The sequence below is a fragment of the Bradyrhizobium elkanii WSM2783 genome, from assembly GCF_000472865.1.
GTDB classification, from domain to species: domain Bacteria; phylum Pseudomonadota; class Alphaproteobacteria; order Rhizobiales; family Xanthobacteraceae; genus Bradyrhizobium; species Bradyrhizobium elkanii_A.
Map to the genome: position 1 here is coordinate 63,667 of NZ_AXAP01000034.1, position 22,409 is coordinate 86,075.

General features: G+C 63.8%; 20 protein-coding genes. 12 read left to right on the forward strand and 8 right to left on the reverse strand.

Going from position 1 to position 22,409, the window contains the following annotated elements; translation table 11 throughout:
• The first annotated feature begins 237 nt into the window (after window positions 1-237).
• Together rnd and YY7_RS0126645 are read left to right on the forward strand one after the other, a co-directional pair.
• The gene (gene rnd / locus YY7_RS0126640) at window positions 238-1,392 is read left to right on the forward strand and encodes a ribonuclease D (protein WP_028165885.1); all 1,155 of its coding nucleotides are present in this window, start codon (window positions 238-240) and stop codon (window positions 1,390-1,392) included.
• Between the two features lie 125 nt (window positions 1,393-1,517).
• Complete coding sequence (locus YY7_RS0126645; protein WP_028165886.1) at window positions 1,518-2,582, forward strand: LysR family transcriptional regulator; 1,065 nt, start codon at window positions 1,518-1,520, stop codon at window positions 2,580-2,582.
• Here the strand turns inward: YY7_RS0126645 and YY7_RS0126650 are convergent.
• Complete coding sequence (locus YY7_RS0126650; RefSeq protein WP_028165887.1) at window positions 2,572-3,750, reverse strand: autotransporter outer membrane beta-barrel domain-containing protein; 1,179 nt, start codon at window positions 3,748-3,750, stop codon at window positions 2,572-2,574. The genes YY7_RS0126645 and YY7_RS0126650 overlap by 11 nt on opposite strands.
• Window positions 3,751-4,122: 372 nt before the next feature.
• Here YY7_RS0126650 and YY7_RS0126655 point away from each other — a divergent pair, with 372 nt between their 5' ends.
• Window positions 4,123-4,326, forward strand: coding sequence for a cold-shock protein (locus YY7_RS0126655; RefSeq protein ID WP_028165888.1), 204 nt, complete (start codon window positions 4,123-4,125; stop codon window positions 4,324-4,326).
• Window positions 4,327-4,416: 90 nt separating this feature from the next.
• Here YY7_RS0126655 and purN read toward each other — a convergent pair whose 3' ends face one another.
• Together purN and purM are read right to left on the reverse strand one after the other, a co-directional pair.
• Window positions 4,417-5,070 carry a phosphoribosylglycinamide formyltransferase gene (purN, locus tag YY7_RS0126660; RefSeq protein ID WP_028165889.1) on the reverse strand — a complete coding sequence of 218 codons (654 nt, stop codon included), beginning with the start codon at window positions 5,068-5,070 and terminating at the stop codon, window positions 4,417-4,419.
• Complete coding sequence (purM, locus tag YY7_RS0126665) at window positions 5,067-6,140, reverse strand: phosphoribosylformylglycinamidine cyclo-ligase (protein ID WP_028165890.1); 1,074 nt, start codon at window positions 6,138-6,140, stop codon at window positions 5,067-5,069. The genes purN and purM overlap by 4 nt, the downstream gene beginning before the upstream one ends.
• 159 nt (window positions 6,141-6,299) lie before the next feature.
• Between purM and YY7_RS0126670 the strand changes: the two genes are divergently transcribed.
• From YY7_RS0126670 to ppx, 4 genes are all read left to right on the forward strand, one after another.
• Window positions 6,300-6,842 carry a CDP-alcohol phosphatidyltransferase family protein gene (locus YY7_RS0126670; RefSeq protein WP_028165891.1) on the forward strand — a complete coding sequence of 181 codons (543 nt, stop codon included), beginning with the start codon at window positions 6,300-6,302 and terminating at the stop codon, window positions 6,840-6,842.
• A gap of 86 nt (window positions 6,843-6,928) precedes the next feature.
• The gene (locus YY7_RS0126675; RefSeq protein ID WP_028165892.1) at window positions 6,929-7,606 is read left to right on the forward strand and encodes a chromosomal replication initiator protein DnaA; all 678 of its coding nucleotides are present in this window, start codon (window positions 6,929-6,931) and stop codon (window positions 7,604-7,606) included.
• 128 nt (window positions 7,607-7,734) lie between these two features.
• Window positions 7,735-9,915 carry an RNA degradosome polyphosphate kinase gene (locus YY7_RS0126680; RefSeq protein ID WP_028165893.1) on the forward strand — a complete coding sequence of 727 codons (2,181 nt, stop codon included), beginning with the start codon at window positions 7,735-7,737 and terminating at the stop codon, window positions 9,913-9,915.
• Between the two features lie 124 nt (window positions 9,916-10,039).
• Entirely contained in the window at window positions 10,040-11,542 is a 1,503-nt protein-coding gene (gene ppx, locus YY7_RS0126685; protein WP_028165894.1) for an exopolyphosphatase, read from the forward strand.
• Between the two features lie 130 nt (window positions 11,543-11,672).
• On the opposite strand, the gene YY7_RS0126690 is transcribed toward ppx, so the two are convergent.
• Window positions 11,673-12,512, reverse strand: coding sequence for a TerC family protein (locus YY7_RS0126690; protein ID WP_028165895.1), 840 nt, complete (start codon window positions 12,510-12,512; stop codon window positions 11,673-11,675).
• A gap of 173 nt (window positions 12,513-12,685) precedes the next feature.
• Window positions 12,686-13,108, reverse strand: a complete 423-nt coding sequence (gene ndk, locus YY7_RS0126695) for a nucleoside-diphosphate kinase (protein WP_028165896.1) — start codon at window positions 13,106-13,108, stop codon at window positions 12,686-12,688.
• Between the two features lie 352 nt (window positions 13,109-13,460).
• On the opposite strand from ndk, the gene YY7_RS0126700 reads away from it, so the two are divergent.
• The 3 genes from YY7_RS0126700 (at window position 13,461) to YY7_RS0126710 (ending at window position 16,086) form a co-directional block, all read left to right on the forward strand.
• On the forward strand, window positions 13,461-13,709 hold the full coding sequence (locus tag YY7_RS0126700; RefSeq protein ID WP_028165897.1) for a hypothetical protein: 249 nt from the start codon (window positions 13,461-13,463) through the stop codon (window positions 13,707-13,709).
• A 202-nt stretch (window positions 13,710-13,911) separates the two neighbouring features.
• Window positions 13,912-14,112, forward strand: a complete 201-nt coding sequence (locus YY7_RS52915) for a hypothetical protein (RefSeq protein ID WP_035690972.1) — start codon at window positions 13,912-13,914, stop codon at window positions 14,110-14,112.
• A 111-nt stretch (window positions 14,113-14,223) separates the two neighbouring features.
• The gene (locus tag YY7_RS0126710; RefSeq protein WP_028165898.1) at window positions 14,224-16,086 is read left to right on the forward strand and encodes an ABC-F family ATP-binding cassette domain-containing protein; all 1,863 of its coding nucleotides are present in this window, start codon (window positions 14,224-14,226) and stop codon (window positions 16,084-16,086) included.
• 972 nt (window positions 16,087-17,058) lie between these two features.
• Here YY7_RS0126710 and YY7_RS0126715 read toward each other — a convergent pair.
• From YY7_RS0126715 to YY7_RS0126725, 3 genes are all read right to left on the reverse strand, one after another.
• The gene (locus tag YY7_RS0126715) at window positions 17,059-17,571 is read right to left on the reverse strand and encodes a hypothetical protein (RefSeq protein WP_245287412.1); all 513 of its coding nucleotides are present in this window, start codon (window positions 17,569-17,571) and stop codon (window positions 17,059-17,061) included.
• A 223-nt stretch (window positions 17,572-17,794) separates the two neighbouring features.
• Window positions 17,795-18,247 carry a DNA polymerase III subunit chi gene (locus YY7_RS0126720; RefSeq protein WP_028165900.1) on the reverse strand — a complete coding sequence of 151 codons (453 nt, stop codon included), beginning with the start codon at window positions 18,245-18,247 and terminating at the stop codon, window positions 17,795-17,797.
• A 6-nt stretch (window positions 18,248-18,253) separates the two neighbouring features.
• Window positions 18,254-19,756, reverse strand: a complete 1,503-nt coding sequence (locus tag YY7_RS0126725; RefSeq protein WP_028165901.1) for a leucyl aminopeptidase — start codon at window positions 19,754-19,756, stop codon at window positions 18,254-18,256.
• 353 nt (window positions 19,757-20,109) lie between these two features.
• On the opposite strand from YY7_RS0126725, the gene lptF reads away from it, so the two are divergent.
• Together lptF and lptG are read left to right on the forward strand one after the other, a co-directional pair.
• Window positions 20,110-21,276 carry an LPS export ABC transporter permease LptF gene (lptF, locus tag YY7_RS0126730; protein ID WP_028165902.1) on the forward strand — a complete coding sequence of 389 codons (1,167 nt, stop codon included), beginning with the start codon at window positions 20,110-20,112 and terminating at the stop codon, window positions 21,274-21,276.
• Window positions 21,273-22,370 carry an LPS export ABC transporter permease LptG gene (gene lptG, locus YY7_RS0126735; RefSeq protein WP_028165903.1) on the forward strand — a complete coding sequence of 366 codons (1,098 nt, stop codon included), beginning with the start codon at window positions 21,273-21,275 and terminating at the stop codon, window positions 22,368-22,370. Before lptF ends, lptG begins: the two co-directional genes overlap by 4 nt.
• Window positions 22,371-22,409: the final 39 nt, after the last annotated feature.

The window sequence follows — 22,409 nt, forward strand, 5'->3', positions numbered from 1 at the left end:
TGGCTCTCTGCCTGGTCGTGCTCGCAATGCCCGCCGCTCGGCGGCCCTCCAGGCACGGTCGTCACGAGTAAGGCGGCGGCCCGACCACCGTTTTCGCGCCCTGCGACGCCCACCCGGCGTCCGCCGCCTGTTCCGCGCGGCCTGACCTGAGCCTATGCAGGGCCAGAATTGCAGCCAAGCCCCTTGACATACCTGCGCTTTCGGCAGAACGCGTGTCGGAAGCGTCATGGACTGTTCATGGATCTGATTAACACCACCTGGGAACTGCAGGCGGCCTGCGACCGCTTAGCCGCCCACCCCGTTATCACCGTCGACACCGAGTTCCTGCGGGAAACGACCTACTACCCCCTGCTCTGCGTGCTGCAAATGGCGAGCCCGGATGAGGCCGTCGTGATCGACGCGCTCGCTCCCGACATCGACCTCACACCGTTCTTCAAGTTGATGGCCAACGAGCAGGTGCTGAAGGTATTCCACGCCGCCCGGCAGGACATTGAGATCGTCTGGCACCGCGCCAACACCATCCCGCATCCGATCTTCGACACGCAGGTTGCGGCCATGGTGCTAGGCTATGGCGACAGCATCGCCTATGACCAGCTCGTCGAGCGCATCACCGGCCATCGGCCGGACAAGACCCATCGCTTCACCGACTGGTCGCGCCGCCCACTCAGCGCCGAGCAGACCCAATACGCGGTCTCCGACGTCACGCATTTGCGCGATGTCTTCACCGCGCTCGATGCCGACCTGAAGAAGCGCGGGCGCAACGACTGGGTCAGCGAGGAGATGGAGATCCTGACCTCGCCCCGCACCTACGACTTCCATCCAGAGCGCGCCTGGGAGCGGCTGAAAACCAGGGTGCGGAAGCCGCGCGAGCTCGCGGTGCTGATCGAGGTCGCCGCATGGCGCGAGCAGGAGGCGCAGAGTCGCGACGTGCCGCGTTCGCGCGTGCTGAAGGACGAGGCGGTGGGCGATATCGCAACGCATGCGCCGACGTCGCTGGAGAAGCTTGCCAACCTACGCTCGCTGCCGAAAGGATTTGAGCGCTCGAAATGGGGCACGGACATCATTGCCGCCGTGCAGCGCGGGCTCGCCCGGGATTTCGCCAAGCTGCCGAAGATCGAGAAGCCGCGCAACAATTCCAACGGTGCGGCGATCGTCGAACTGTTGAAGGTGCTGCTCAGGATGACGTCCGAGCGGCACGCAGTCGCAAGCAAGGTGATCGCGACCGTCGACGATCTCGAGCAGATCGCCGCCGACGATCATGCCGACGTCGCCGCCCTGCACGGCTGGCGCCGCGAATTATTCGGCGAAGCGGCGCTCAAGCTCAAGCACGGCCGGCTGGCGCTTGCGATCGACAAGGGACGCGTGGTCAAGGTGGAACGCGCCAAGGAGTAGCCGGGTAGTTATCGCCGTGCGCAAACCCAGCGGACTTGTGTTGAAATTCCAGGTCGCAAGCAACACTTTGTGCACTTTCATCCCATAGGTTGCGGCATCATCCCTTTACACGGGACAAGAAACGTATGCCGCATGATCTGGTCGGCAGCGCTGCGCCCATGCAGCGCAAGAAACTTGAAGACGCGCTTCGCCCTGAGTGGGGAGATTTGCGAGTGTTCCTGCTCTGCGCACGGAACCGCAGCTTCAGCCGCGCCGCCGACGTCCTCGGCGTGCCGGCAACCGCAATGATGCGCAAGATCGACAAGCTCGAGGACGATCTCGGCTGCCAACTGTTTTCGCGCGACGAGGCACAACTGGCGCTGACCGGCGAAGGACGGGCGCTGCTGTTCGATGTGGAACAGATGGAGCGTCTCAGCCTCAACATCGTCAGGCGCGCGCGGGCGCCGGCGGAGGTGAGCGGCACCGTGCGGATCGCGGTGACCGAGGCACCCGGGAACTTCTGGGTGCTGCCGCGGCTGATCACGTTCGAGCGGACCTACCGCAACATCATCGTCGAGCTGCGTTGCGTATCTGACTGCGCTGAAGTTCCGCGGCAGGAGGCGGACATCTCGCTGCAGGTCGAGCGCCCCAGCGATCCCGAACTGATCGCGACGAAGATCGGCCGGTTGCACATCCACGCTTTCGCCTCGAAAGCCTATTGCGATGCCTACAGCCTGCCGACGTCGCTCGACGAGCTAAGGCACCATCGCATCGTCAAGCAGGATGGCGTGCCGCATGGCGACGGCACCTACAAGCGGATCCTCGGCGTGGACTCGCTGGAGGGCATCGTCGGCATCTCCACCAATTCCAGCGTGGCCGCGCTCTACGCCGTCGAACAGGGCGCGGGAATCGGCTTCCTGCCGAGCTCGGTGATTGCGCTCGGCGCGCCGCTGGTCGCGGTCGACCTCGGCGTCAACCACCAACTGGATCTATGGCTCTGCTATCATCGTCAGTTCCGCCACTCGGACCGTCACACGCTGATGATCGAATGGCTGAAGAGCATCTTCGATCCCAAGGTCTATGCCTGCTTCCGCGACGAATTCATCCATCCCGACGAATTGACGCCGTTGTTGGTGGGATCGCGCGAACATTTCGGATTGCAGAACTACGTGGCGCCCAAGCCTTTCCCGACCGGGGCCACTACCACTTGAACTCGACGCCGAGTGTGCCCTGGTGCGACTGCATCGCGGCGCGGAATTTGCCGTCGTAGTTGAGGTAGAGCCGCGCGGTATTGGTCAGGCTGAGCGACGCCGCCGCGCCGGCATCTGCGCCATATTGGCTTTCGGCAATGCCCTGCAGCGTGATGCTCTGGCTGCCGAGGCTGACGGTGATATCGCCAAAGTTCTGCGCGACATTGTCGACGAACTTGCCATAGGCCGAAAGGTCGAACACCTTCTGGTCGAAGATCCAGTAGTGTCCGACTTCCGCCCCGATCATGACCCGCATCCGCTCCACGGTGGCGGCGCTGGCGAAGACCGGATCGAGGCCCCCGAATTCCTGGAATGATCCGGTCCTGGCGCGGACATATTCGAGGCTCGCTTTCGGCACGATGCGGCTCTGGTCCTTGTCCCAGTAATAGCTGAGCTCGCTCAGCGCGCCATCGAGCTTGGCGTTGTAACCCGTCGTGGCAAAACCAAGACCGGTATCGCGACTGGAGCGGATGTTGCCGAAGCCGTGCACCACGGCGATCGCCCAGGTCCACGGCCCCTTGTCGACGGTGGCGTGGGCACCGAGTTGGGTCAGATCGATGGCCGCCGATTGCAGCGCGAGCGGCACATCGATGTCGGTGCGGCTCTGGTCGACGGAGAAACCGAGATTGATGCCTGGGGCGATCCGCGCCCCGATGCCGGCCACCCCGCCCCAGGTCTTGCGGCGGTCGCCGACGAAATCCCCGACGGCGTCGTTGCGCGCGGAGATGCCGTAGCCCTCGAACCAGGTGCGAAAGCGCGGCGCCTCGACGCTCTCGGAGGCACCTCCTCCACCGGGGTTGGTCCGCCATAACCGGTTGAAGCCACTGGTCGCCTGGTTGCCGATCCGCTCCAGGAAGTTGCTGCCAAGATTGGCTATCGCCGAGCCCGCCGCGAGATCGGCGTTAACCATGCTGGCTGTCGGCGACGGGATCGGCGCCGGACTTACGCTCGGCGTCGGGCTCGACGCTGGGGGTGGAGTCGGGGTTGGTGTGGGGGTCAGCGGCCGCGATTGCGCCTGCGCCGAACCGATCGTGCCGATGGCCAGGCAAAGCGCGGCCGCAAACGCCCATGCAAGGCCGCGGCACCCTCCGGCGGAGCTTGCTCGCGACGGGCGCCACGAGCAGCGCATGTATTTAATTCCCAAACGACGCGAACCTGAAAAATGCGAAAAAAGCGATCGATATCGGCCGATTTGCCCTTAACTCGCCGGGAGCGTCAATCGCGCGGCCCGGCACACTTCGCCCGAAGCCGCAACGTTGTTGTCGATCGGCCACAGGCGTTGCCGCGGCGCACCGATTTTCTGTGGCACACCAAAGGCTTGCTAACCCGCAATTTTCGTGTTGCAATCACCGGTACAATCGGATTGGGCCGTTCGACTGTGCGTTTCGTGACCTTGAAGTCTAAGAATCGGAATTTGATCAGACTGCCGGAAGCCGGTTTGTGGCGTGGCACGCGCGAAGCGTGGCCGCGTCTTTTTTACGTCTAGACGAGGAGACAGGCGATGCCGAAGGGTACCGTCAAGTGGTTCAACCCGACCAAGGGTTATGGGTTCATCAAGCCGGCCGTCGGCGACAAGGACGTCTTCGTCCATATCTCGGCGGTTGAGCGTGCGGGACTCTCTACGCTCAACGAAAACCAAACGATCGAGTACGACCTGGTGGAGAACCGCGGCAAGGCATCCGCGGAAAACCTCAAGGTCTCCTAGACTCCATCGCGATCCACTCAGGCAATCATGATTGCTACCCCCGGCATCACCCCGGGGGGATTTCTTTATGGCGTCAGATGTAGCGTTGCACTATTTCGCCGCGGGCGAAATCAGCGTGCCGGATAGCTTTGCGCTCTCCGCCGTCTTGCAGACATCGCCCTCCAGCCTGAGCCGGCCTGCCGCAAGCAGCCGCAGCGCTTCCGGATAGATCTGATGCTCGATCTGGATGACGCGGGCCGCCAGCGTCTCGGGCGTATCGTCATCGGCCACCGCCACCGCGCCCTGCACCACGATCGGCCCGGCATCGGTCTCCGGGATCACGAAATGCACGGTTGCGCCCGAGATCTTCACGCCGGCCTTGAGCGCCTGGCCATGCGGATCGAGGCCGGGGAAGCACGGCAATAGCGACGGATGGATGTTGAGCATCCTGCCGTACCAGCGCTGCACGAATTCAGCCGTGAACAGCCGCATGAAGCCGCCGAGGCAGATCAGTTCGACGTTCTTCTCGTCGAGCGCACGCTGCAGCATCGCCTCGAAGCCGGCGCGGTCCTTGCCGAACGGCTTGCTCTCGATGACGACGGTCGGAATGCCGCTCGCGCTGGCCTTGGCGAGGCCCGCGGCGTCGGCTCGGTTGGAGATCACCACAACGATCTCGGCCGGAAAGTCTTCCGCCTTCGCGGCCTCGATCAGCGCGACCATGTTCGATCCGCGCCCGGAAATCAGGATGGCGACTTTGCGCTTCATTGCGAAAGATCGAGATGGCCGTTGTAGACGACGCGATGATCGCCGGTCGCGTGGATCACCTCACCGAGCAGCGTCACGGTCTCGCCGCTTTCGGTGAACACCTCCATGACGCGCTCGACCGCATCCGCTTTCACGATCGCGATCATGCCGATGCCGCAGTTGAAGGTGCGCAGCAGTTCGAGCTCGGCGATGCCGCCCGCTTCCGCCAGCCATTTGAACACCGGCAGCACCGGCAGCCGGGCGAGATCGATGCCGACGCCCAGGTGCTTCGGCAGCACCCGCGGAATGTTGTCGGTGAAGCCGCCGCCGGTGATGTGGGCGAGCCCCTTGATCGCCCCGGTCTCACGGATCGCGCGCAGGCACGATTTGACATAGAGCTTGGTCGGCGCCAGCAGCGCGCCGCCGAGCGTCATGACCGGCGAGAACGGCGCCGGCGCGTCGAAGCTGACGCGCGACTGCTCGACGATCTTGCGCACCAGCGAGAATCCGTTGGAGTGAACGCCGGAGGAAGCAAGGCCGATCACGGCATCGCCGATGGCGATATCCGGCCGCGGCAAGAGCGTCCCGCGCTCGGCGGCCCCGACTGCAAACCCGGCAAGGTCGTAATCGCCGTCCTTGTAGAGCCCCGGCATCTCCGCGGTCTCGCCGCCGATCAGCGCGCAGCCGGATTCGCGGCAGCCCTCGGCGACACCCGCGACGATCGCGGCGGTCGCCTCCGGGTCGAGCTTGCCGCAGGCAAAATAGTCGAGGAAGAACAGCGGTTCCGCGCCCTGCACCACGAGGTCGTTGACCGACATCGCCACCAGGTCGATGCCGATCCCGTCATGCAGCCCGGTCTCGATCGCGATCTTGACCTTGGTGCCGACGCCATCGGTCGCGGCCACCAGCACCGGGTCCTTGAAGCCGGCCGCCTTCAGGTCGAACAGGCCGCCGAAGCCGCCGATCTCGGCGTCCGCGCCGGCGCGCGCGGTGGCGCGGACCATCGGCTTGATCAGATCGACCAGCCGGTTGCCGGCATCGATGTCGACGCCGGAATCCGCGTAAGTGAGGCCGTTCTTGCGCTCGGTCATGCAAAATTCCAGTTGAAGACGGCTGGTTACGAGGAATTCCGCCCCCGCGCAATGGCTCGCAAGGCGGCAGGCGGTATACTATGTAGATAACAGCCGGCTCAGCCCCCAAAAGGGCCGAATCTTCCGTGAATTCAGGCCGGTAGCCGGGAAGCGACCGAGTTGAGCATACCCAATATCATCACGCTGGGCCGCATCATTCTGGTGCCGGTCATCGTCTGGGCGATCGTCTCCAGCCAGATGGAAATCGCCTTTGCGATCTTCGTGATTGCTGGCGTCAGCGACGCCGTCGACGGTTTCCTCGCCAAGCGCTTCAACATGACGAGCGAGCTCGGCGCCCTGCTCGATCCGCTGGCCGACAAGGCGCTGCTGGTGTCGATCTATGTGGCGCTCGGGATCTGGGGCGCGGTGCCGCGCTGGCTCGTCATCCTCGTGGTCTCGCGCGACATCATGATCGTAGCGGCTGTGATCGTGTCCTGGCTGTTCGACAAGCCGGTCGAGATAAAACCGCTGATGGTCTCGAAACTTAACACGGGGGCTCAGGTTGCCTTCGCAGCCCTGGTGCTGGCCTCGCTCGGTTTCGGTTTCCAGCCAAGGCCTTACGATCTGATCCTGATGGGATTTGTCACCATCTTTACTTTGGTTTCCGTCTCCCTCTATCTCGTGGAGTGGGTGCGGCACATGAGCACGATCGAAGCGCGTTAGAGCGTAAAGAGCGTTTTCGAGCGAAGCGGGCACCGGTTCGCGTAAAGAAAACGCGTCAAGAGAACGGAAGTCCCGGAGAGTTTTGCGTGGCAGGTAGCGTTCACCCCCGTCAGCTTGCGTTGGCGTTGCCACATGCGGAGAGCCTGACCCGCGACGACTTCCTGGAGGGAACGGCGAATGAGGCCGGCCTTGCTCTGATCGAGAGCTGGCCCGACTGGCCGAACCGCATCATGCTGCTGGTCGGCCCCGAAGGATCGGGCAAAAGCCACCTCGCCGCGATCTGGGCCGAGCGGGCCGGCGCGCGCTCGACAGCGGCGCACGCACTGTCGGCCGAGGCCGTGCCGGCGGACCTTGCGACGGGTGCACTCGTGGTCGAAGACCTGACCCCCCACGGCTTCGACGAGCGCGCGATGTTTCATTTGCTCAATCTTGCCCGCCAGGACGAAGCCTTCGTGCTGATGACCGCTCGCATTCCTCCCTCCGCGTTCGAGATCGAATTGCGCGACCTCCGGTCACGGCTGCGCGCGGTACCGACCGTGTCATTGTTGCCGCCAGACGATCTCTTGTTTCGCGGCCTGATCGTCAAATACTGCACGGACCGACAGATGACCGTAGACGAATCACTGGTGAGCTATCTCGCCAGCCGGATCGAGCGTTCCTACGCCGCCGCCCGCCAGGCGGTGGAGCTGCTCGACAGCGAGGCGCTGCGGCTCGGCCGGCCGGTGACGCGGGCGCTGGCAGCGGAACTGTGGCGCAACGCCTGATCCCTGTGACTTGACGGCGCGGGCTTCCGGAACGTCAATGTCATCGAAACGTCATCCACTTATCACAGGGTTTGCGTTGCATTTGCTTAAGTGGCTCTGGGCCTGAACTCGAATGGATCGAGAACTTCATGGAATCGGCACAACCTATTGAAGTACAAGAGAAAGAACAGGTTGCTGAAGGGCTGCCGGCGGTCGCGACGAGCCCCGAACGCTTCATCAACCGCGAGCTTTCCTGGCTGCATTTCAATCGCCGCGTGCTGGAAGAGGCCGTCAATCCCGGCCACCCCGCGCTCGAGCGGGTGAGATTCCTGTCAATTTCAGCCAATAACCTCGACGAGTTCTTCATGGTCCGCGTCGCCGGTATCAAGGCGCAGGTCCGTGAAGGCATTCCCGAGCGCAGCCCCGACGGGCTGACGCCATCCGAACAGCTCGTCCTGATCAACCAGACCGTCTCCAGGCTCGCCTCCGACCAGCAGGCGATCTGGAGCGACCTGCGCACGATGCTCTCGGAAGTTGGCATCCAGCTCGTCGACGGGCGAGACGCCACCAAGACGGAGCGGGCCTGGATCGAGGATCATTTCCTCCACAGCATCTTCCCGCTGCTGACACCGCTCGCGATCGATCCGGCACATCCCTTCCCGTTCATTCCCAACCTCGGCTTCACGGTGGCGCTGCAATTGTCCCGGATCTCCGACGGCAAGGCGATGAACGCGCTGATCCGCATGCCCGGCAAGATTGACCGCTTCATCCGCATCCCCAGTGAGGGCCGGCTGCGCCTGATCACATTGGAGCAGGCCACCGGCCTCTTCATCGGACGTCTGTTCCCGGGCTACACGGTCATGGGCCAGGGCGCCTTCCGCGTCATCCGCGACTCCGAAATCGAAATCGAGGAAGAAGCCGAAGACCTCGTCCGCACGTTCGAGACCGCGTTGAAGCGACGCCGGCGCGGATCGGTGATCCGGCTGGAGATCGAGGCCAAGATGCCGGAGGAGCTGCGCCTGTTCGTGCAGCACGCACTCAACGCCGCCGACGACGAGGTTTTCCTGGTCGACGGCGTGCTGGCCATGAACGAGCTGTCGCAACTCACCCGGCTCGACCGGCCCGATCTCGAATTCACCCCCTATGTGCCGCGCCATCCGGAACGGGTGCGCGACCATGGCGGCGATATCTTTGCCGCGATCCGCCAGAAGGACCTGATCGTCCACCACCCCTACGAATCCTTCGACGTCGTGGTGCAGTTCCTGCAGCAGGCCGCACGCGATCCCGAGGTCGTCGCCATCAAGCAGACGCTCTATCGCACCTCGCAGAATTCACCGATCGTGCGCGCGCTCGCGGAAGCGGCTGAGGCCGGCAAGTCGGTAACGGCGCTGATCGAGCTGAAGGCCCGCTTCGACGAGGAAGCCAACATCCGCTGGGCGCGCGACCTCGAACGCGCCGGCGTGCAGGTGGTCTACGGCTTCATCGAACTCAAGACCCACGCCAAATTGTCGATGGTGGTGCGCCGCGAGGGCAGCAATCTTACCACTTACGTCCACACCGGCACCGGCAACTACCATCCGGTGACCGCGCGCATCTACACCGATCTCTCCTACTTCACCTGCGATCCGGTCATCGGCCGCGACGCCGCGCGCGTGTTCAACTACGTCACCGGCTATGCCGAGCCGAGCGACATCGAAAAGATGGCGGTGTCGCCGCTCACGCTGCGCAAGCGCGTCATCGAGCACATCCAGGGCGAGATCGGTCACGCGCGTCATGGCCGGCCTGCCGCGATCTGGATGAAGATGAACTCGCTCGTCGACCCCGACATCATCGACGCGCTCTATGAAGCATCGCAGGCGGGAGTGCCGATCGAGCTCGTGGTGCGCGGCATCTGCTGCCTCAGGCCGGGGTTATCAGGACTTTCCGAGAACATCCGCGTCAAATCGGTGATCGGCCGCTTCCTGGAACACGGCCGAATCTATTGCTTCGGCATGGGATATGGGCTGCCCAGCGCGAAAGCGGCTGTGTATATCTCCTCTGCCGACATGATGCCGCGGAACCTCGACCGCCGTGTCGAGGTGCTCTGCCCGCTGCAAAATCCCACGGTTCATCAGCAGGTTCTCGAACAGATCATGGTCGCGAATCTGAAGGATACGGAGCAGAGCTGGCGATTGTTGCCCGATGGATCGTCAACGCGTATGAAGGCCGCGAAAGGCGAAGAGCCTTTCAACCTTCATAATTACTTCATGACGAATCCGAGTCTGTCGGGCCGTGGAAAGTCTCTCAAGGAATCTTCGCCGCGCCGTCTCACTCGCCGCAGCGAGCGCTAGAGCGTTTTCGAGCGAAGTGGACACCGGTTCGCGTGAAGAAAACACGTCAAAACAACAATCTAGAGCTTCGGTTCTGATTCAATCAGAACCGAAAATGCTCTAGCCACCACAAGGGGACTTTCCGGTGAAGCGACCGCGCAAGCGCGCTACCAGCGTCGCTGTCATCGATATTGGCTCCAACTCGGTGCGTCTCGTGATCTACGAGTCGCTGTCGCGTAACCTCACCACGCTGTTCAACGAGAAGGCGCTGTGCGGTCTCGGCCGCGAGGTGCAGAGCACCGGCCTTCTTGCCGAGGATGCGGTCGCAAAAGCGCTGACGGCGCTGCGGCGGTTTCGCGCGCTGTGCCGGATCCAGAGGGTCGGCCGCGTCTATGCGATCGCGACGGCCGCCTGTCGCGACGCCAGGAACGGTGCCGATTTCATCGCCGAGGCCGAGCGCATCTGCGGAACGCGGATCGAAATTCTATCGGGTCCACGGGAAGCCAAGCTCTCCGCCCTGGGCGTCGTCTCCGGCGTGCACAAGCCCGACGGCATCGTCGGCGATCTCGGCGGCGGCTCGGTCGAACTGATCGACGTCAAGGGCAATCGCGTCCACAGCGGCGTGACGCTGCCGCTCGGCAGCCTCGCGCTGCAGGACCTCTCGCACAAATCGCTGAAACGCGCCGAGCGCATCGTCCGCAACGAGCTGTCTGAGGTTCCGCAGCTCAAGGCGGGCCGCGGCCGCAATTTCTACGCGGTCGGCGGCACCTGGCGCGCGCTGGCGCGCATTCACATCATCCAGAGCGGCTATCCGCTCAAGGTGATGCACGGCTATTCGATTCCCGCCGCCGACGCGCTCGATTTCGCGCAGCGCTTGCGCCGGCTGGCGGCCGCCAATTTGCTCGCCAATATCGAGGCTGTGGCCGACGCCCGCCGGCCGCTGCTCACCTACGCCGCGCTCGTTCTTGAATACATCATCCGGGTGGCAAAGCCGAAGACGATCGTGTTCTCCACCTTCGGCGTGCGGGAAGGCCTGTTCTACGAAATGCTGCCGCCAGCCGAGCGTGCCAAGGATGGCCTGATCTGCGCAGCGCAGACCATGAACGGCCTGCTCTCGCGATCGGCACGCCACGCCGAGGAATTGATCGCCTGGACCGATCGGCTGGTGCGCGTCGTGAGGCTGCGCGAGACCGACGAGGACCGTAGGCTGCGCCATGCCGCCTGCCTGCTGTCTGATATCGGCTGGCGGGTGCATCCCGATCACCGCGGCGAGGAAACGCTCAGCCTCATCACCAACGGCAATTTCGGCTCGATCACCCATCAGGGCCGCACCTTCGTCGCGCTCTCGGTATTCTACCGCTACGCCGGCCTGAGCCTGGAGAACGAACCGCCGGAAATCGTCCAGGAGATGGTACCGCACACGATGCTCGAACGCGCGCGCCTGCTTGGCGCCGCGTTTCGCGTCGCGCACCTGATCTCGGCGGCACGGCCCGGCGTGCTGCCGGCAACCCATTTCCGCACCGACGGACGCAAACTCATGCTGGTGTTCGAGCACCGGATGGTCGATCTCGTCGCCGACCGCGTCGGCAGCCGCTTCAAGCAACTGGCGCGTCTGGTCGGACGCACCGGTTCGATCGTACGGCGCTGAGAGCATGATGTCATTTGGTTGAATCAGCCTGGGGCCGCAAGTTCACCTCTCCCGAAGGGAGAGGTGAAGAGGCAGCACCCATAGCGGATACAATTCGACTTCATCTCATCGAGCCTTAGCATCGAGCCTTTCAGGCCGCCTTGGCGGCCCGCTCGGCGTGATGCAGCGCGCGCCGGCGCCAGATCGATCCGACGACCAGCACCACGATGACGCCAAGCAGCGCCAGCGCGATCTCGCCGCCGTGGCCGCCGCCGGCAAAATGCGGACCGATGCCGAACGTGCCCAGCCAGGAATCGAGCGTATTGCCGACCGGACCGGCAAACAGCGCATCGAGCTTCGGATCGACCGCCGGATCGGTCGCGATCACATCGCCGGCGATCCACCCGAGCAGGGCCGCGCCGGCCCAGACCAGCACCGGCAGCTTGCTGAGCAGCGCCATGATCAACGCCGCGCCCGCGACGATCAGGGGCACGCTGATCGCAAGGCCGAGCACCAGAAGCGGCACGCTGCCATTTGCAGCGGCGGCAACCGCGATCACGTTGTCGAGGCTCATGACGATGTCGGCGACGACGACGATCTGCACCGCCGCCCACAGATGCGCGGCCGCATCCACGCTGTCCTCGTCATCATGTTCGGGAACGAGCAGCTTTGCCGCGATCACGATCAGCGCCAACCCGCCGACGAGCTTGAGGTAAGGGAATTCCATCAAGGTCGCGACGATGCCGGTGAAGATGATGCGCAAAATCACCGCGGCCGCCGCGCCGAAGATCATGCCCCACAGCCGCTGGCGCGGCGCGAGCCCGCGGCAGGCCAGCGCGATCACCAAGGCGTTGTCGCCCGACAACAGCACATTGATCCAGATGATCTTGCCGACGGCGACCCAGAACGTCGAGGTCGCCATCTCGCTCTTGAACTGCGTGAAGAAAGCCGCGAGATTCGCGGGATCAACGATCTGCCACAGCCAGTCCACAGCGCTTCCTTTCGGCCTTGCGGCCACTCCTCGCGACGCCCAGCCCGCCGCAACTTCGTTGTATTAGAGCGTTTTCGAGCGAAGTGGGCACCGGTTCGCGTGAAGAAAACGCGTCAAACAAGAATCTAGAGTTTCGGTTCTGATTCCATCAGAACCGAAACTCCTCCAGCGTATTAGCCGACGATCTCGTTGCCCGAGAAGAACTGCGCGATCTCGATCGCGGCCGTCTCCGGAGCATCGGATCCATGCACGGAATTCTCGCCGATCGATTTCGCATGGAGCTTGCGGATTGTACCTTCGGCGGCCTTGGACGGGTCGGTGGCGCCCATCACGTCGCGGTATTTGGCGATCGCCCCCTCGCCTTCCAGCACCTGGACCACGACCGGGCCGGAGGTCATGAACTCGACCAGCTCGCCGAAGAACGGACGCGCCTTGTGGACGGCATAGAAGGTCTCGGCCTGCTCACGGGTCATGCGAATCCGCTTCTGGGCCACGATCCGGAGCCCGGCCTTCTCGATCAGTGCGTTGACCGCGCCGGTCAGGTTACGCTCCGTCGCGTCGGGCTTGATGATCGAGAAAGTGCGTTCAGTCGCCATAATATCGTCCTTGCAAACGCTGGTTAACGAGTTGCGGGGCTTATATCGGCGTGATCCTGCGACGGCAAGCGACCCGGTGTCGCCCTCGCCCTCTAGTTTGGGCACGATTTGGCGATCAGGATCAGCGTCAGCCCCCGGGGCCGGCACAGCCTTAGCCGGCCCGGATTACGACAATTTCACGAACGTGAACCCATTCTGTAGCAGCCGTCGCGCTCCCGTTCAGGCGGCGCGGCCTAAGCTCTGCATCGATCGGACGCCTTCGAAGCTTGTCCACACAGCTAAAGCGAGGGCGTCACGGGCGATATTGTCACCGCCGGCGCTTCCGACGGCGCCGAAACTCGAGGAGACGACCATGCTACGTAAATTCTCGCTTGTCGCTCTTGCCGCGGCCTCGCTCGGCGCGGCTGCGCTGGCGCCGACCTCCGCCTCGGCCTGGGACGGTTGGCACGGTGGCTGGCATCGTGGCTGGGGCTGGGGTCCGCGCGTCGTTGTCGGCGGCCCCGCCTACTACGGCGGCCCCGGTTATGGCGGCTGCTACACGCGGCGCCTGGTGCCGACCCCTTGGGGCCCCCGCTGGCGCCTCGTCAACCGCTGCTACTGACCTGACCAGAACTCCCCCAACCTGAACTCCCCCAACCTGAACTCCCCCAAGACTTGAGCACCCCGGCCGCAAGGCCGGGGCTTTTTTGCGCATGGAACCCGCTGGTCTGCTACCCACGAGCGAGGATGTCGATGCGCGATAATCGGAAACAAATTCAGCCCGTCGGACTTGACCTTGCGAGCTTTCGTTCAAGCAAGGCGAGATGGAACTCGCCGAGAGACTGATCATGAATAGCCGAAGCCACGCTGATTTTGAGCTGCTCGATCACAAGACCTGCCGGTCCATTTGCGACGCGGTCGGCGAACGGCTGCAGCAAAGCTTGCGCCCGGAGTCGTCGCTGACCTCTCAGTTGCAGCATCTCTTGGACGAGCTGCGCCGGCGCGAGGAAGACAGCCTGCATTGAAGCAGGCCGCCCTCGAGGTGGGCTCGAGCAACTCTGCAAAGTTGAAAAGCTGGAGCATAATTTACCGGATTGATGGGTTGCGTTTGGCGGCGGCTCCGGTGACAACGCCGCATGCTTTCCATCTCCGACATATCCGTCCGCATCGCCGTGCGGCTTCTGATCGAGAACAGCTCGGTCCAGATCATTCCCGGCGCCCGGGTCGGCTTTGTCGGCCGCAATGGTGTCGGCAAGTCGACGCTGTTTCATGCCATCCGCGGTGATCTTCCGCTCGAAGCCGGCAGCATCACGATTCCGCCGCGCTGGCGGATCGGCAGCCTCGCGCAGGAAGCGCCCAATGGTCCCGAAAGCCTGATCGAGATCGTGCTGAAGGCAGATATCGAACGCGACGCGCTGCTGCGCGAAGCCGAGACCGCGCACGATCCGCACCGGATCGCGGAAATCCAGACCCGGCTCGTCGACATCGACGCCCATTCCGCCCCTGCCCGCGCCGCCGCGATCCTCAGCGGCCTCGGCTTTTCGGCGGCCGATCAGGCGCGGTCATGCGCCGAATTTTCCGGCGGCTGGCGCATGCGGGTTGCGCTTGCCGCGACGCTGTTTGCCGCGCCCGACCTGTTGCTGCTGGACGAGCCGACCAACTATCTCGACCTCGAAGGCACGCTGTGGCTGGAGGATCACCTTGCGCACTATCCGCGTACCGTGATCGTGATCAGCCATGACCGCGACCTGCTCGACACCTCCGTGGACCAGATCCTGCATCTCGATCACCGCAGGCTGACGCTCTACAAGGGGACCTATTCCTCGTTCGAGGAGCAGCGCGCCACGCGCGAAATGCTCGATGCAAAGCACGCCAAGCGCCAGGCGGAGGAGCGCAAGCGGCTGCAGGCCTTCGTCGACCGATTCAAGGCCAAGGCTTCGAAGGCGCGGCAGGCGCAATCGCGCATGAAGATGCTGGAGCGGATGAAGCCGGTCACCGCGCTGGTGACGCAGGACGTACACGATATCTCGTTTCCGGTGCCCGAGAGGACGCTGTCGCCGCCGATCATCGCCGTCGATGACGTCGCCGTCGGCTATGATGCGAACAAGCCGGTGCTGAACCGCGTGACGCTGCGCATCGATACCGACGACCGCATTGCGCTGTTAGGTGCCAACGGCAACGGCAAGTCGACCCTGGTGAAGCTGCTCGCGGGCCGGCTCGCGCCGTTCTCCGGCAAGATCACGCGCGCGGAAAAGCTCTCGGTCGGCTATTTCGCGCAGCATCAGGTCGACGAGCTCAATCTCGACGGTTCGCCTTACGACCACATCCGCAAGCTGATGCCGGACGCGCCGGAGAGCAAGGTGCGCGCCCGCGTCGGTGCCATCGGCTTTTCCGGCAAGGCGGGCGATACGCTGGTGAAGAGCCTGTCGGGCGGCGAGAAGGCACGGCTGCTGCTCGGCCTTGCGACCTTCGCCGCGCCCAACATGATCATCCTGGACGAGCCGACCAACCATCTCGACATCGACAGCCGCGCTGCGCTCGCCGAAGCGATCAATGATTTTCCCGGCGCGGTGCTGATGGTCTCGCACGACCGCTACCTGATCGAGGCCTGCGCCGACCGGCTCTGGGTCGTCGCCAACCACACCGTGACGAGCTATGACGGCGATCTCGACGACTACCGCAGGACGATATTGTCCGCGAATGAGATACGCCCGGCTTCGCGCGAACGCAGCAAGGAGAGCACCAAGCCCGAGCGTCCGAAAAGCGAGAAGCGCATCCCTCCGAAGCAGCGGATCGCGCAAGCCGAAGCCGAGATCGAACGCATCACCGGAATCATTGCCAAGATCGACGCGGCGCTCGCGCTGCCGGACCTGTTCACACGCGATCCGAAGCAGGCAGCACAACTCGCCCAGGCACGCGCCGGCGCAGAAACCGCACTGCAGCGCGCCGAAGAAGAATGGCTGGAAGCAAGCTCGCTCTCGGATGAAGCGGCGGGTTAGTTTAGCCCATGCCGCCTCATTCCGAGGAGCAGCGAAGCGGCATCTCGAGGGGCGGGCCCCAAGCTCAGCACTCTCCGTCATTCCGGGGCGCGCGAAGCGCGAACCCGGAATCCATTCAACCACTTGCGCTGGCGGAGAAATGGATTCCGGGCTCATCGCTTCGCGATGCCCCGGAATGACTGAGGGACGCATTGCGCAATCCTCTCCTCCGTCATGGCCGGGCTTGACCCGGCCATCCACGTTCTCTCCTGTCCACGGAGGCAAAGGACGTGGATGCCCGGGACGAGCCCGGGCATGACGGCGTCGTGTCGTTCGCGCGATTTTCCTTAAGCCGATCAATGTGATTTGCCCCGTCCAGCCCTCGCGCGAAAAACATTCCGCTTCCGCCGTCGGGCAAATCAGCACTATGACTCCGCGCGTCTCACCCAGATGAGGGGCGGGTCGCGATCGTCACGAACGTGCGGTGAGATGCGGTGGACGCGGGTGTTGCGAAAGACGAACGCAACATCAGCGGACGGCGAAGTCGTGTGGTCCTGGCGCCCCGACGCTGGCGCTAAGTTTTGTTCGTTGAACACAGCGATGGTGGCAAGAAAGCCCGGTCACCAGGGAGAGCGCGAAATAAGCCGTAAACCACTGCGCAGGGAAAGCCGGAATGCTTCGGTTGAACCTGTGGTCCTACCCCCGTGCTTTTTGTTGCACGGGACCCACGGGTGCAACCAGCACCCGGCTTTCCCTGCGCCCTCCGATATCGAAGAGGGTGGAAAGTGAAGCAAGCCTCGGGCGCAACGCGCCGCGAGAATGCGAACGCACATCCCTACTGCTGTTTGAAGCTGACGTAGGGTCCGCTGTTTGAAAATTGAATCAGAAGTCGCAGCGACCCTGTCGGGTGGGCGTGCCCACCATCACGAGCAGAGCGTCAGATGGTGGGCACAGCGCTAGCGCGCTTTTGCCCACCCCGCAAATTCGCCGACCTTACGTCGCCGCGTGCTTCTTCGCCTTCGGCTTGCCGGCCTTCGGCGGCGGCGCGGGCACGTCAATACGCTCGATCGACGACAGGCGGCCGGAGGTGAACGTGTAGATGCCGGCGCGCGGCCCGTGCGTATAAGTGACGACGGCGACGCGATCGCCGCGTTCATTCTTGGAGAGAGCGACATTGTCGGGCGCGCCGATGCCGCGGACCACATCGCACTCGGTGTGTCCCAGCGCGACTGTCCCGGTACTCTGCGGCGGTGGTGCGCCGCCGGCGCCGTCGGCGAGCGCATTGGCATTCGCAGGCCCCGCCGGCGCCATCCCGGGGCATCCGCCCTCGGCGCTGACCATGTCCTCGGCGGTGACCGGCTTGGTCGGCGACAGCGGTGGCGTCTCGATCGAAATGTTGCGGATGAACAGCCGGCCAGGCCGCGAGAACCATTCGGCATCCCTTGAGAAAATATCCGAGCCGCCGGAACAGCCGGAGATGACCGGCGCAAGCAGCAGCAGGGCCAACAGAGGTTTCCGAATAAGTTTTCCGTCTCGCACGATCGATTGGGCTCCCGTCTCTACCCTCTTGTCCCGCCGCGCTTTTTTGCGCGGAGCGATACCCCAAGCCTTACGCGCGGCGCGCGCCTTTGCCCTAAAATCTTTGTCCGACCATCCCTTTGCGGCATGACCGTGGCTTCCCGCCGACTCCGGGACACAAAGTGCAAATTATCATTAATTCCGCAACCTTCTATTGCCGGCGCTGCCAGCGGCCGCGCTCGTCGGCCTGCCAGTAGGTCACCTCGAATCCGTTCGCCTTGCAGGCGGTCCAGTTCGCGCGCGCCGCCGCAACCGCTTCAGCGTCGTCGCCGTTGAACACCAGCACCAGCCGCTCATAGCTGCCGCTGTCTTCGGGCATCGCGGCATTGTCGACCAGGAAGCGCACATTGGCGCGGTTCGGATTACCGTCGTCGATCGAAAGGATGATCGGCTGATCCGATGCATCGGCGGCACGCCAGGTGGCATGCGGCAGGAAGGAATCGTCGCTGTAGGTCCATAAATGCGCGTCGAGCGCCTCGGCGCGCTCCAGCGACGTCGATTGCACCACCACCCGCCAGCCGCGCTCGAGCGATTTCTCGAGCAGCGGCGGCAGCACGCTCTCCAGCGACATGCCTTGCAGATGATAGAACAGGACCTCGGTCATCCCTGCTTATTTCTTCGCCTCGTAGTAGTCCGCGACCAGGCGGTCCAGCAGGCGAACGCCGTAGCCCGAGCCCCAGCTCTGGTTGATGTCGGTCTTCGGCGCGCCCATCGCGGTTCCCGCGATGTCGAGATGCGCCCAGGGCGTGCCGTCGACGAAGCGTTGCAGGAACTGCGCCGCGGTGATCGAGCCGCCGTGGCGGCCGCCGGTATTCTTCATGTCGGCGAACTGCGAATCGATCAGCTTGTCGTATTCGGAGCCGAGCGGCATCCGCCACACCCGCTCGCCGGTCTCCTGCCCGACCTTGATGAGCCGATCGGCCAATTCGTCATTATTGGAGAACAGGCCGGCATGCTCGGTGCCGAGCGCGACCATGATCGCTCCGGTCAGCGTCGCCAGATCAACCATGAACTTCGGCTTGAATTTCTTGGCCACATACCAGAGCACGTCGGCCAGGACGAGCCGGCCTTCGGCGTCGGTGTTGATGATCTCGATGGTCTGGCCCGACATCGACTTGACGATATCGCCGGGACGCTGGGCGTTGCCGTCGGGCATGTTCTCGACCAGGCCGATGGCGCCGACCGCGTTGACCTTGGCTTTGCGCGCGGCCAGCGCGTGCATCAGCCCGACCACGCAGGCCGCGCCGCCCATGTCGCCCTTCATGTCCTCCATGCTTCCGGCCGGCTTGATCGAGATACCGCCGGTATCGAAGCAGACGCCCTTGCCGACGAATGCCACCGGCTGCTCGCTCTTCTTGCCGCCGTTCCAGCGCATGATCACCACGCGGCCGGGCCGCGCCGAGCCCTGCGCAACGCCGAGCAGCGCGCCCATGCCGAGCTTGGTCATCGCCTTGACGTCGAGCACCTCGACGTCGACGCCGATCTTGCGGAGCTGGCTGGCGCGGCGTGCGAACTCCTCGGGATAGAGCACGTTCGGCGGCTCGTTCACGAGGTCACGCGCGATGACGACGCCTTCGACAATGGAGGCGTCAGGCGCAAATGCCTTCCTGGCGGCGGCGACATCGTCGACCGCGATCGAGACATCGGCGCGCACCTGTTCGTTCTCGCCGTCCTTCTTCTTGGTCTTGTAACGATCGAATTTATAGGCCCGGAGCCGTATACCGGAGGCGATGGCGGCAGCCTGCTCCGCCTTCATCGCGCCTTCGGCCAACTCGGCGATCACGGTGACGGTATCTGTCGCCGCGTTCAGCTTGCCGGCAGCGACGCCACCGAATTTGAGAAAATCCTTCTCCTTGAGCGCCGACGCCTTGCCGGTTCCGACAACGATCAGGCGTTCGACCTTGATCCCCTCCGGCGCCAGGATATCGAGAATCGCGCCGCTCTTGCCCTTGAACTGGTTGGCCGCGGCTGCCCGCTTGACCGTCTCCGCCGCCTTCCCAAGCGCCTTGTCGGTCGCCGCGCCGAACTTCAGGGCCTCATCGCAAAACACCACCACCAGGCCCCGGACGGGCGCGGAAAACGGGACAAAGCCGACCTTTACGGCGTCGGACATCGGTAAACTCCTCCAGAATCAGGGCTGTCGCAGGCGGGAACCGGCTTGCGTGGGTAGTAAGTGGAATGTTGGTTCGCGGCCGTCCAGATCGGTCAGCCCCGGGGTTCATCAACACTATGGCCTGCCGGCCGCCGCACTGCCAAGCGCGGCGTGGCTGGAACGTCACAAAGAGGAATAATTAACCATATGGAAGAAGCGCCTTGGCTCAGCCATTTTGTTGACGGATCAAAGGGATGGTAATGAGAGGATGACGGCTGGACGGATAAGCGGCACGGCCAAAGGGGAGCCCTTCGAAGGGATTGGTCGGGAAGCCGTGCGTTTTGGCGTGCCAAGTGGGATCTTGCGGTAACGGGATGGGGTCGATTGACAGGTATATTTTCCGCACGACGCTCGCGTCGTTTGCGGTAGTCCTGATCAGCCTCACCGGCGTGATCTGGATTACCCAGGCGTTGCGCGGCATCGACCTGATGACCAGCCAGGGTCAGACCATCATCACCTTCCTCGGCATCACTGGCCTGGTGATTCCGGCACTCGTCCTGATCATCGCGCCGATCGCGCTGATGATCGCGGTCTCGCACACGCTGAACAAGCTCGCGACCGATTCCGAGATCATCGTGATGAACGCGGCGGGCTTTTCGCCATTCCGCCTGTTCCGTCCCTTCTTCTATGCCACCTGCGTGGTCGCCGCGCTGGTCGCCTTCATCGGCGCCTATCTCGCGCCCGACGGCATGCGGCGCATCAAGCAATGGGACGCCGAGATCACCGCCGACGTGCTCACCAATATCCTGCAGCCCGGCCGCTTCGCCCAGCTCGACCAGAACCTGACGATTCGGATTCGTGAACGCCTGCCGGGCGGCGTGCTCGGCGGCATCTTTGTCGACGATCGCCGCGATCCCAAGGAGCGCGTCACCATCATCGCCGACCATGGCACGGTGCTGAAGAACGAGAATGGTTCGTATCTGGTGCTGGAGGACGGCAACCTGCAGCGATTCGAAGCCGGCAAGCGCGACCCTGCCCTCGTCGCCTTCGGCCGCTACGCGTTCGACATGTCGAAATTCTCCAGCCAGCGCGACGTCACGCTGGGGATTCGCGAGCGATATCTGTGGGAATTGATCTGGCCCGCGGCTGATGATCCGACCTTTGATCAACTGTCCGGCCAGTTCCGTGCCGAATTGCACGACCGCTTCATGGCGCCGATCTATCCGTTCGCATTTGCCGCACTCACATTCGCCTTCCTGGGCGCGCCGCGCACGACGCGCCAGAGTCGCAATTTCTCGATCGGCGGTTCGGTTCTCGCGGTGCTTGGCCTGCGCATGGCTGGATTCGCCTGCTCGGTGATGGCGGTGAAATCGTCGCTTGCCGTCGGCGCACAGTACCTGATGCTGCTCGGCGGCATCGGCGTCGGGCTCTGGATGATCATCGGCGGCGTGGTGGTGGAGCCGCCCCCCGGATTGATCGAAGCCATCAACAGGTCCAATGCGCGGATTGCGCGCCTGTTCGGAAGGCCGGCCACCGCATGAGCATGGTCACCAACACGCTCGGGCGCTATTTCGCCGGCCGCTTCGTGATCTCGGCCGTCGGCGTGTTTGTCGGCATCTTCGTGCTGCTCGTCCTGGTCGACTACATCGAGATGGTGCGCAAGACCTCCGGGCTGGTCACGGCCTCCGCGATCACGGTCGCCGAGACCTCGCTGTTCCGCGTCCCGCAGCTTCTCGAGAAGCTGATGCCGTTCTGCGTGCTGATCGGGGCCATGACCTGCTACCTCGCGCTGTCGCGCCGGCTCGAGCTCGTGGTCGCGCGCGCCGCCGGCGTTTCGGCCTGGCAGTTCATCTCGCCTGCGCTGGCGAGCGCGATCGTGCTGGGGATCGGGGCGACCACCGCTTACAATCCGATGTCGGCAAACCTGCGCGAGCTCTCCAAGCAGATGGAAGCTGAGCTGTTCGGCTCGGCGCCCGGCGGCGGCATCCAGGACGCCTCCGGCTTCTGGCTCAACCAGGTCAACAGCGAGGGCCAGTCGATCATCAACGCCGCCCGCAGCGAGCAGCAGGGCGTGCGCCTGACCGGGCTGACCGTATTCCGCTTCGACACCAGCCTGCAGTTCAAGGAGCGAATCGAAGCCCGCGAAGCCTCCCTCGACGAGGGCCGCTGGGTGTTCAAAGGAGTACGTCGATACTCCCTCGACAAGCCCCCGATCGATCAGGACAGCTTTTACCTAGCCACGACGCTGACCCCGGCCCAGGTCCGCAACAGCTTTTCCACCCCGGAAACTGTGTCGTTTTGGCAACTACCGAACTACATCCGCTCGTCGGAGAGCTCGGGCTTTGCAACCGCCGGCTACCGGCTGCAGTACCACAAGCTCATTGCACAGCCGTTTTTGCTGGCTGCGATGGTGCTTTTGGCCGCTTCGGTCAGCTTGCGCTTCTTCCGGTTCGGCGGCGTGCAAAAGATGGTTTTGAGTGGCGTGGGTGCGGGCTTTCTGCTCTACGTGCTTTCGAAAGTAACTGAAGATTTGAGCAAGGCTGAGTTGATGCATCCCATCGCTGCGGCGTGGTTGCCCGTGTGTGTGGGCGGCCTCACCGGTTTCTTGGCCTTGCTATATCAGGAGGACGGGTAGTGGCCGTTGTCGCCGCCCGCCAGTTGGAGTCGCCTGCGT

What these genes read in the sequence shown, in the direction of transcription:
- YY7_RS0126700 (WP_028165897.1), top strand. Translation starts at nt 13,461, where the DNA reads ATGCTACGTAAATTCTCGCTTGTCGCTCTTGCCGCGGCCTCGCTCGGC.
- purN (WP_028165889.1), bottom strand. Translation starts at nt 5,070, where the DNA reads ATGAAGCGCAAAGTCGCCATCCTGATTTCCGGGCGCGGATCGAACATG.
- purM (WP_028165890.1), bottom strand. Translation starts at nt 6,140, where the DNA reads ATGACCGAGCGCAAGAACGGCCTCACTTACGCGGATTCCGGCGTCGAC.
- YY7_RS0126720 (WP_028165900.1), bottom strand. Translation starts at nt 18,247, where the DNA reads ATGACCGAGGTCCTGTTCTATCATCTGCAAGGCATGTCGCTGGAGAGC.
- YY7_RS0126680 (WP_028165893.1), top strand. Translation starts at nt 7,735, where the DNA reads ATGGAATCGGCACAACCTATTGAAGTACAAGAGAAAGAACAGGTTGCT.
- lptF (WP_028165902.1), top strand. Translation starts at nt 20,110, where the DNA reads ATGGGGTCGATTGACAGGTATATTTTCCGCACGACGCTCGCGTCGTTT.
- YY7_RS52915 (WP_035690972.1), top strand. Translation starts at nt 13,912, where the DNA reads ATGGAACTCGCCGAGAGACTGATCATGAATAGCCGAAGCCACGCTGAT.
- ndk (WP_028165896.1), bottom strand. Translation starts at nt 13,108, where the DNA reads ATGGCGACTGAACGCACTTTCTCGATCATCAAGCCCGACGCGACGGAG.
- YY7_RS0126655 (WP_028165888.1), top strand. Translation starts at nt 4,123, where the DNA reads ATGCCGAAGGGTACCGTCAAGTGGTTCAACCCGACCAAGGGTTATGGG.
- YY7_RS0126645 (WP_028165886.1), top strand. Translation starts at nt 1,518, where the DNA reads ATGCCGCATGATCTGGTCGGCAGCGCTGCGCCCATGCAGCGCAAGAAA.
- YY7_RS0126650 (WP_028165887.1), bottom strand. Translation starts at nt 3,750, where the DNA reads ATGCGCTGCTCGTGGCGCCCGTCGCGAGCAAGCTCCGCCGGAGGGTGC.
- lptG (WP_028165903.1), top strand. Translation starts at nt 21,273, where the DNA reads ATGAGCATGGTCACCAACACGCTCGGGCGCTATTTCGCCGGCCGCTTC.
- rnd (WP_028165885.1), top strand. Translation starts at nt 238, where the DNA reads ATGGATCTGATTAACACCACCTGGGAACTGCAGGCGGCCTGCGACCGC.
- YY7_RS0126710 (WP_028165898.1), top strand. Translation starts at nt 14,224, where the DNA reads ATGCTTTCCATCTCCGACATATCCGTCCGCATCGCCGTGCGGCTTCTG.
- YY7_RS0126725 (WP_028165901.1), bottom strand. Translation starts at nt 19,756, where the DNA reads ATGTCCGACGCCGTAAAGGTCGGCTTTGTCCCGTTTTCCGCGCCCGTC.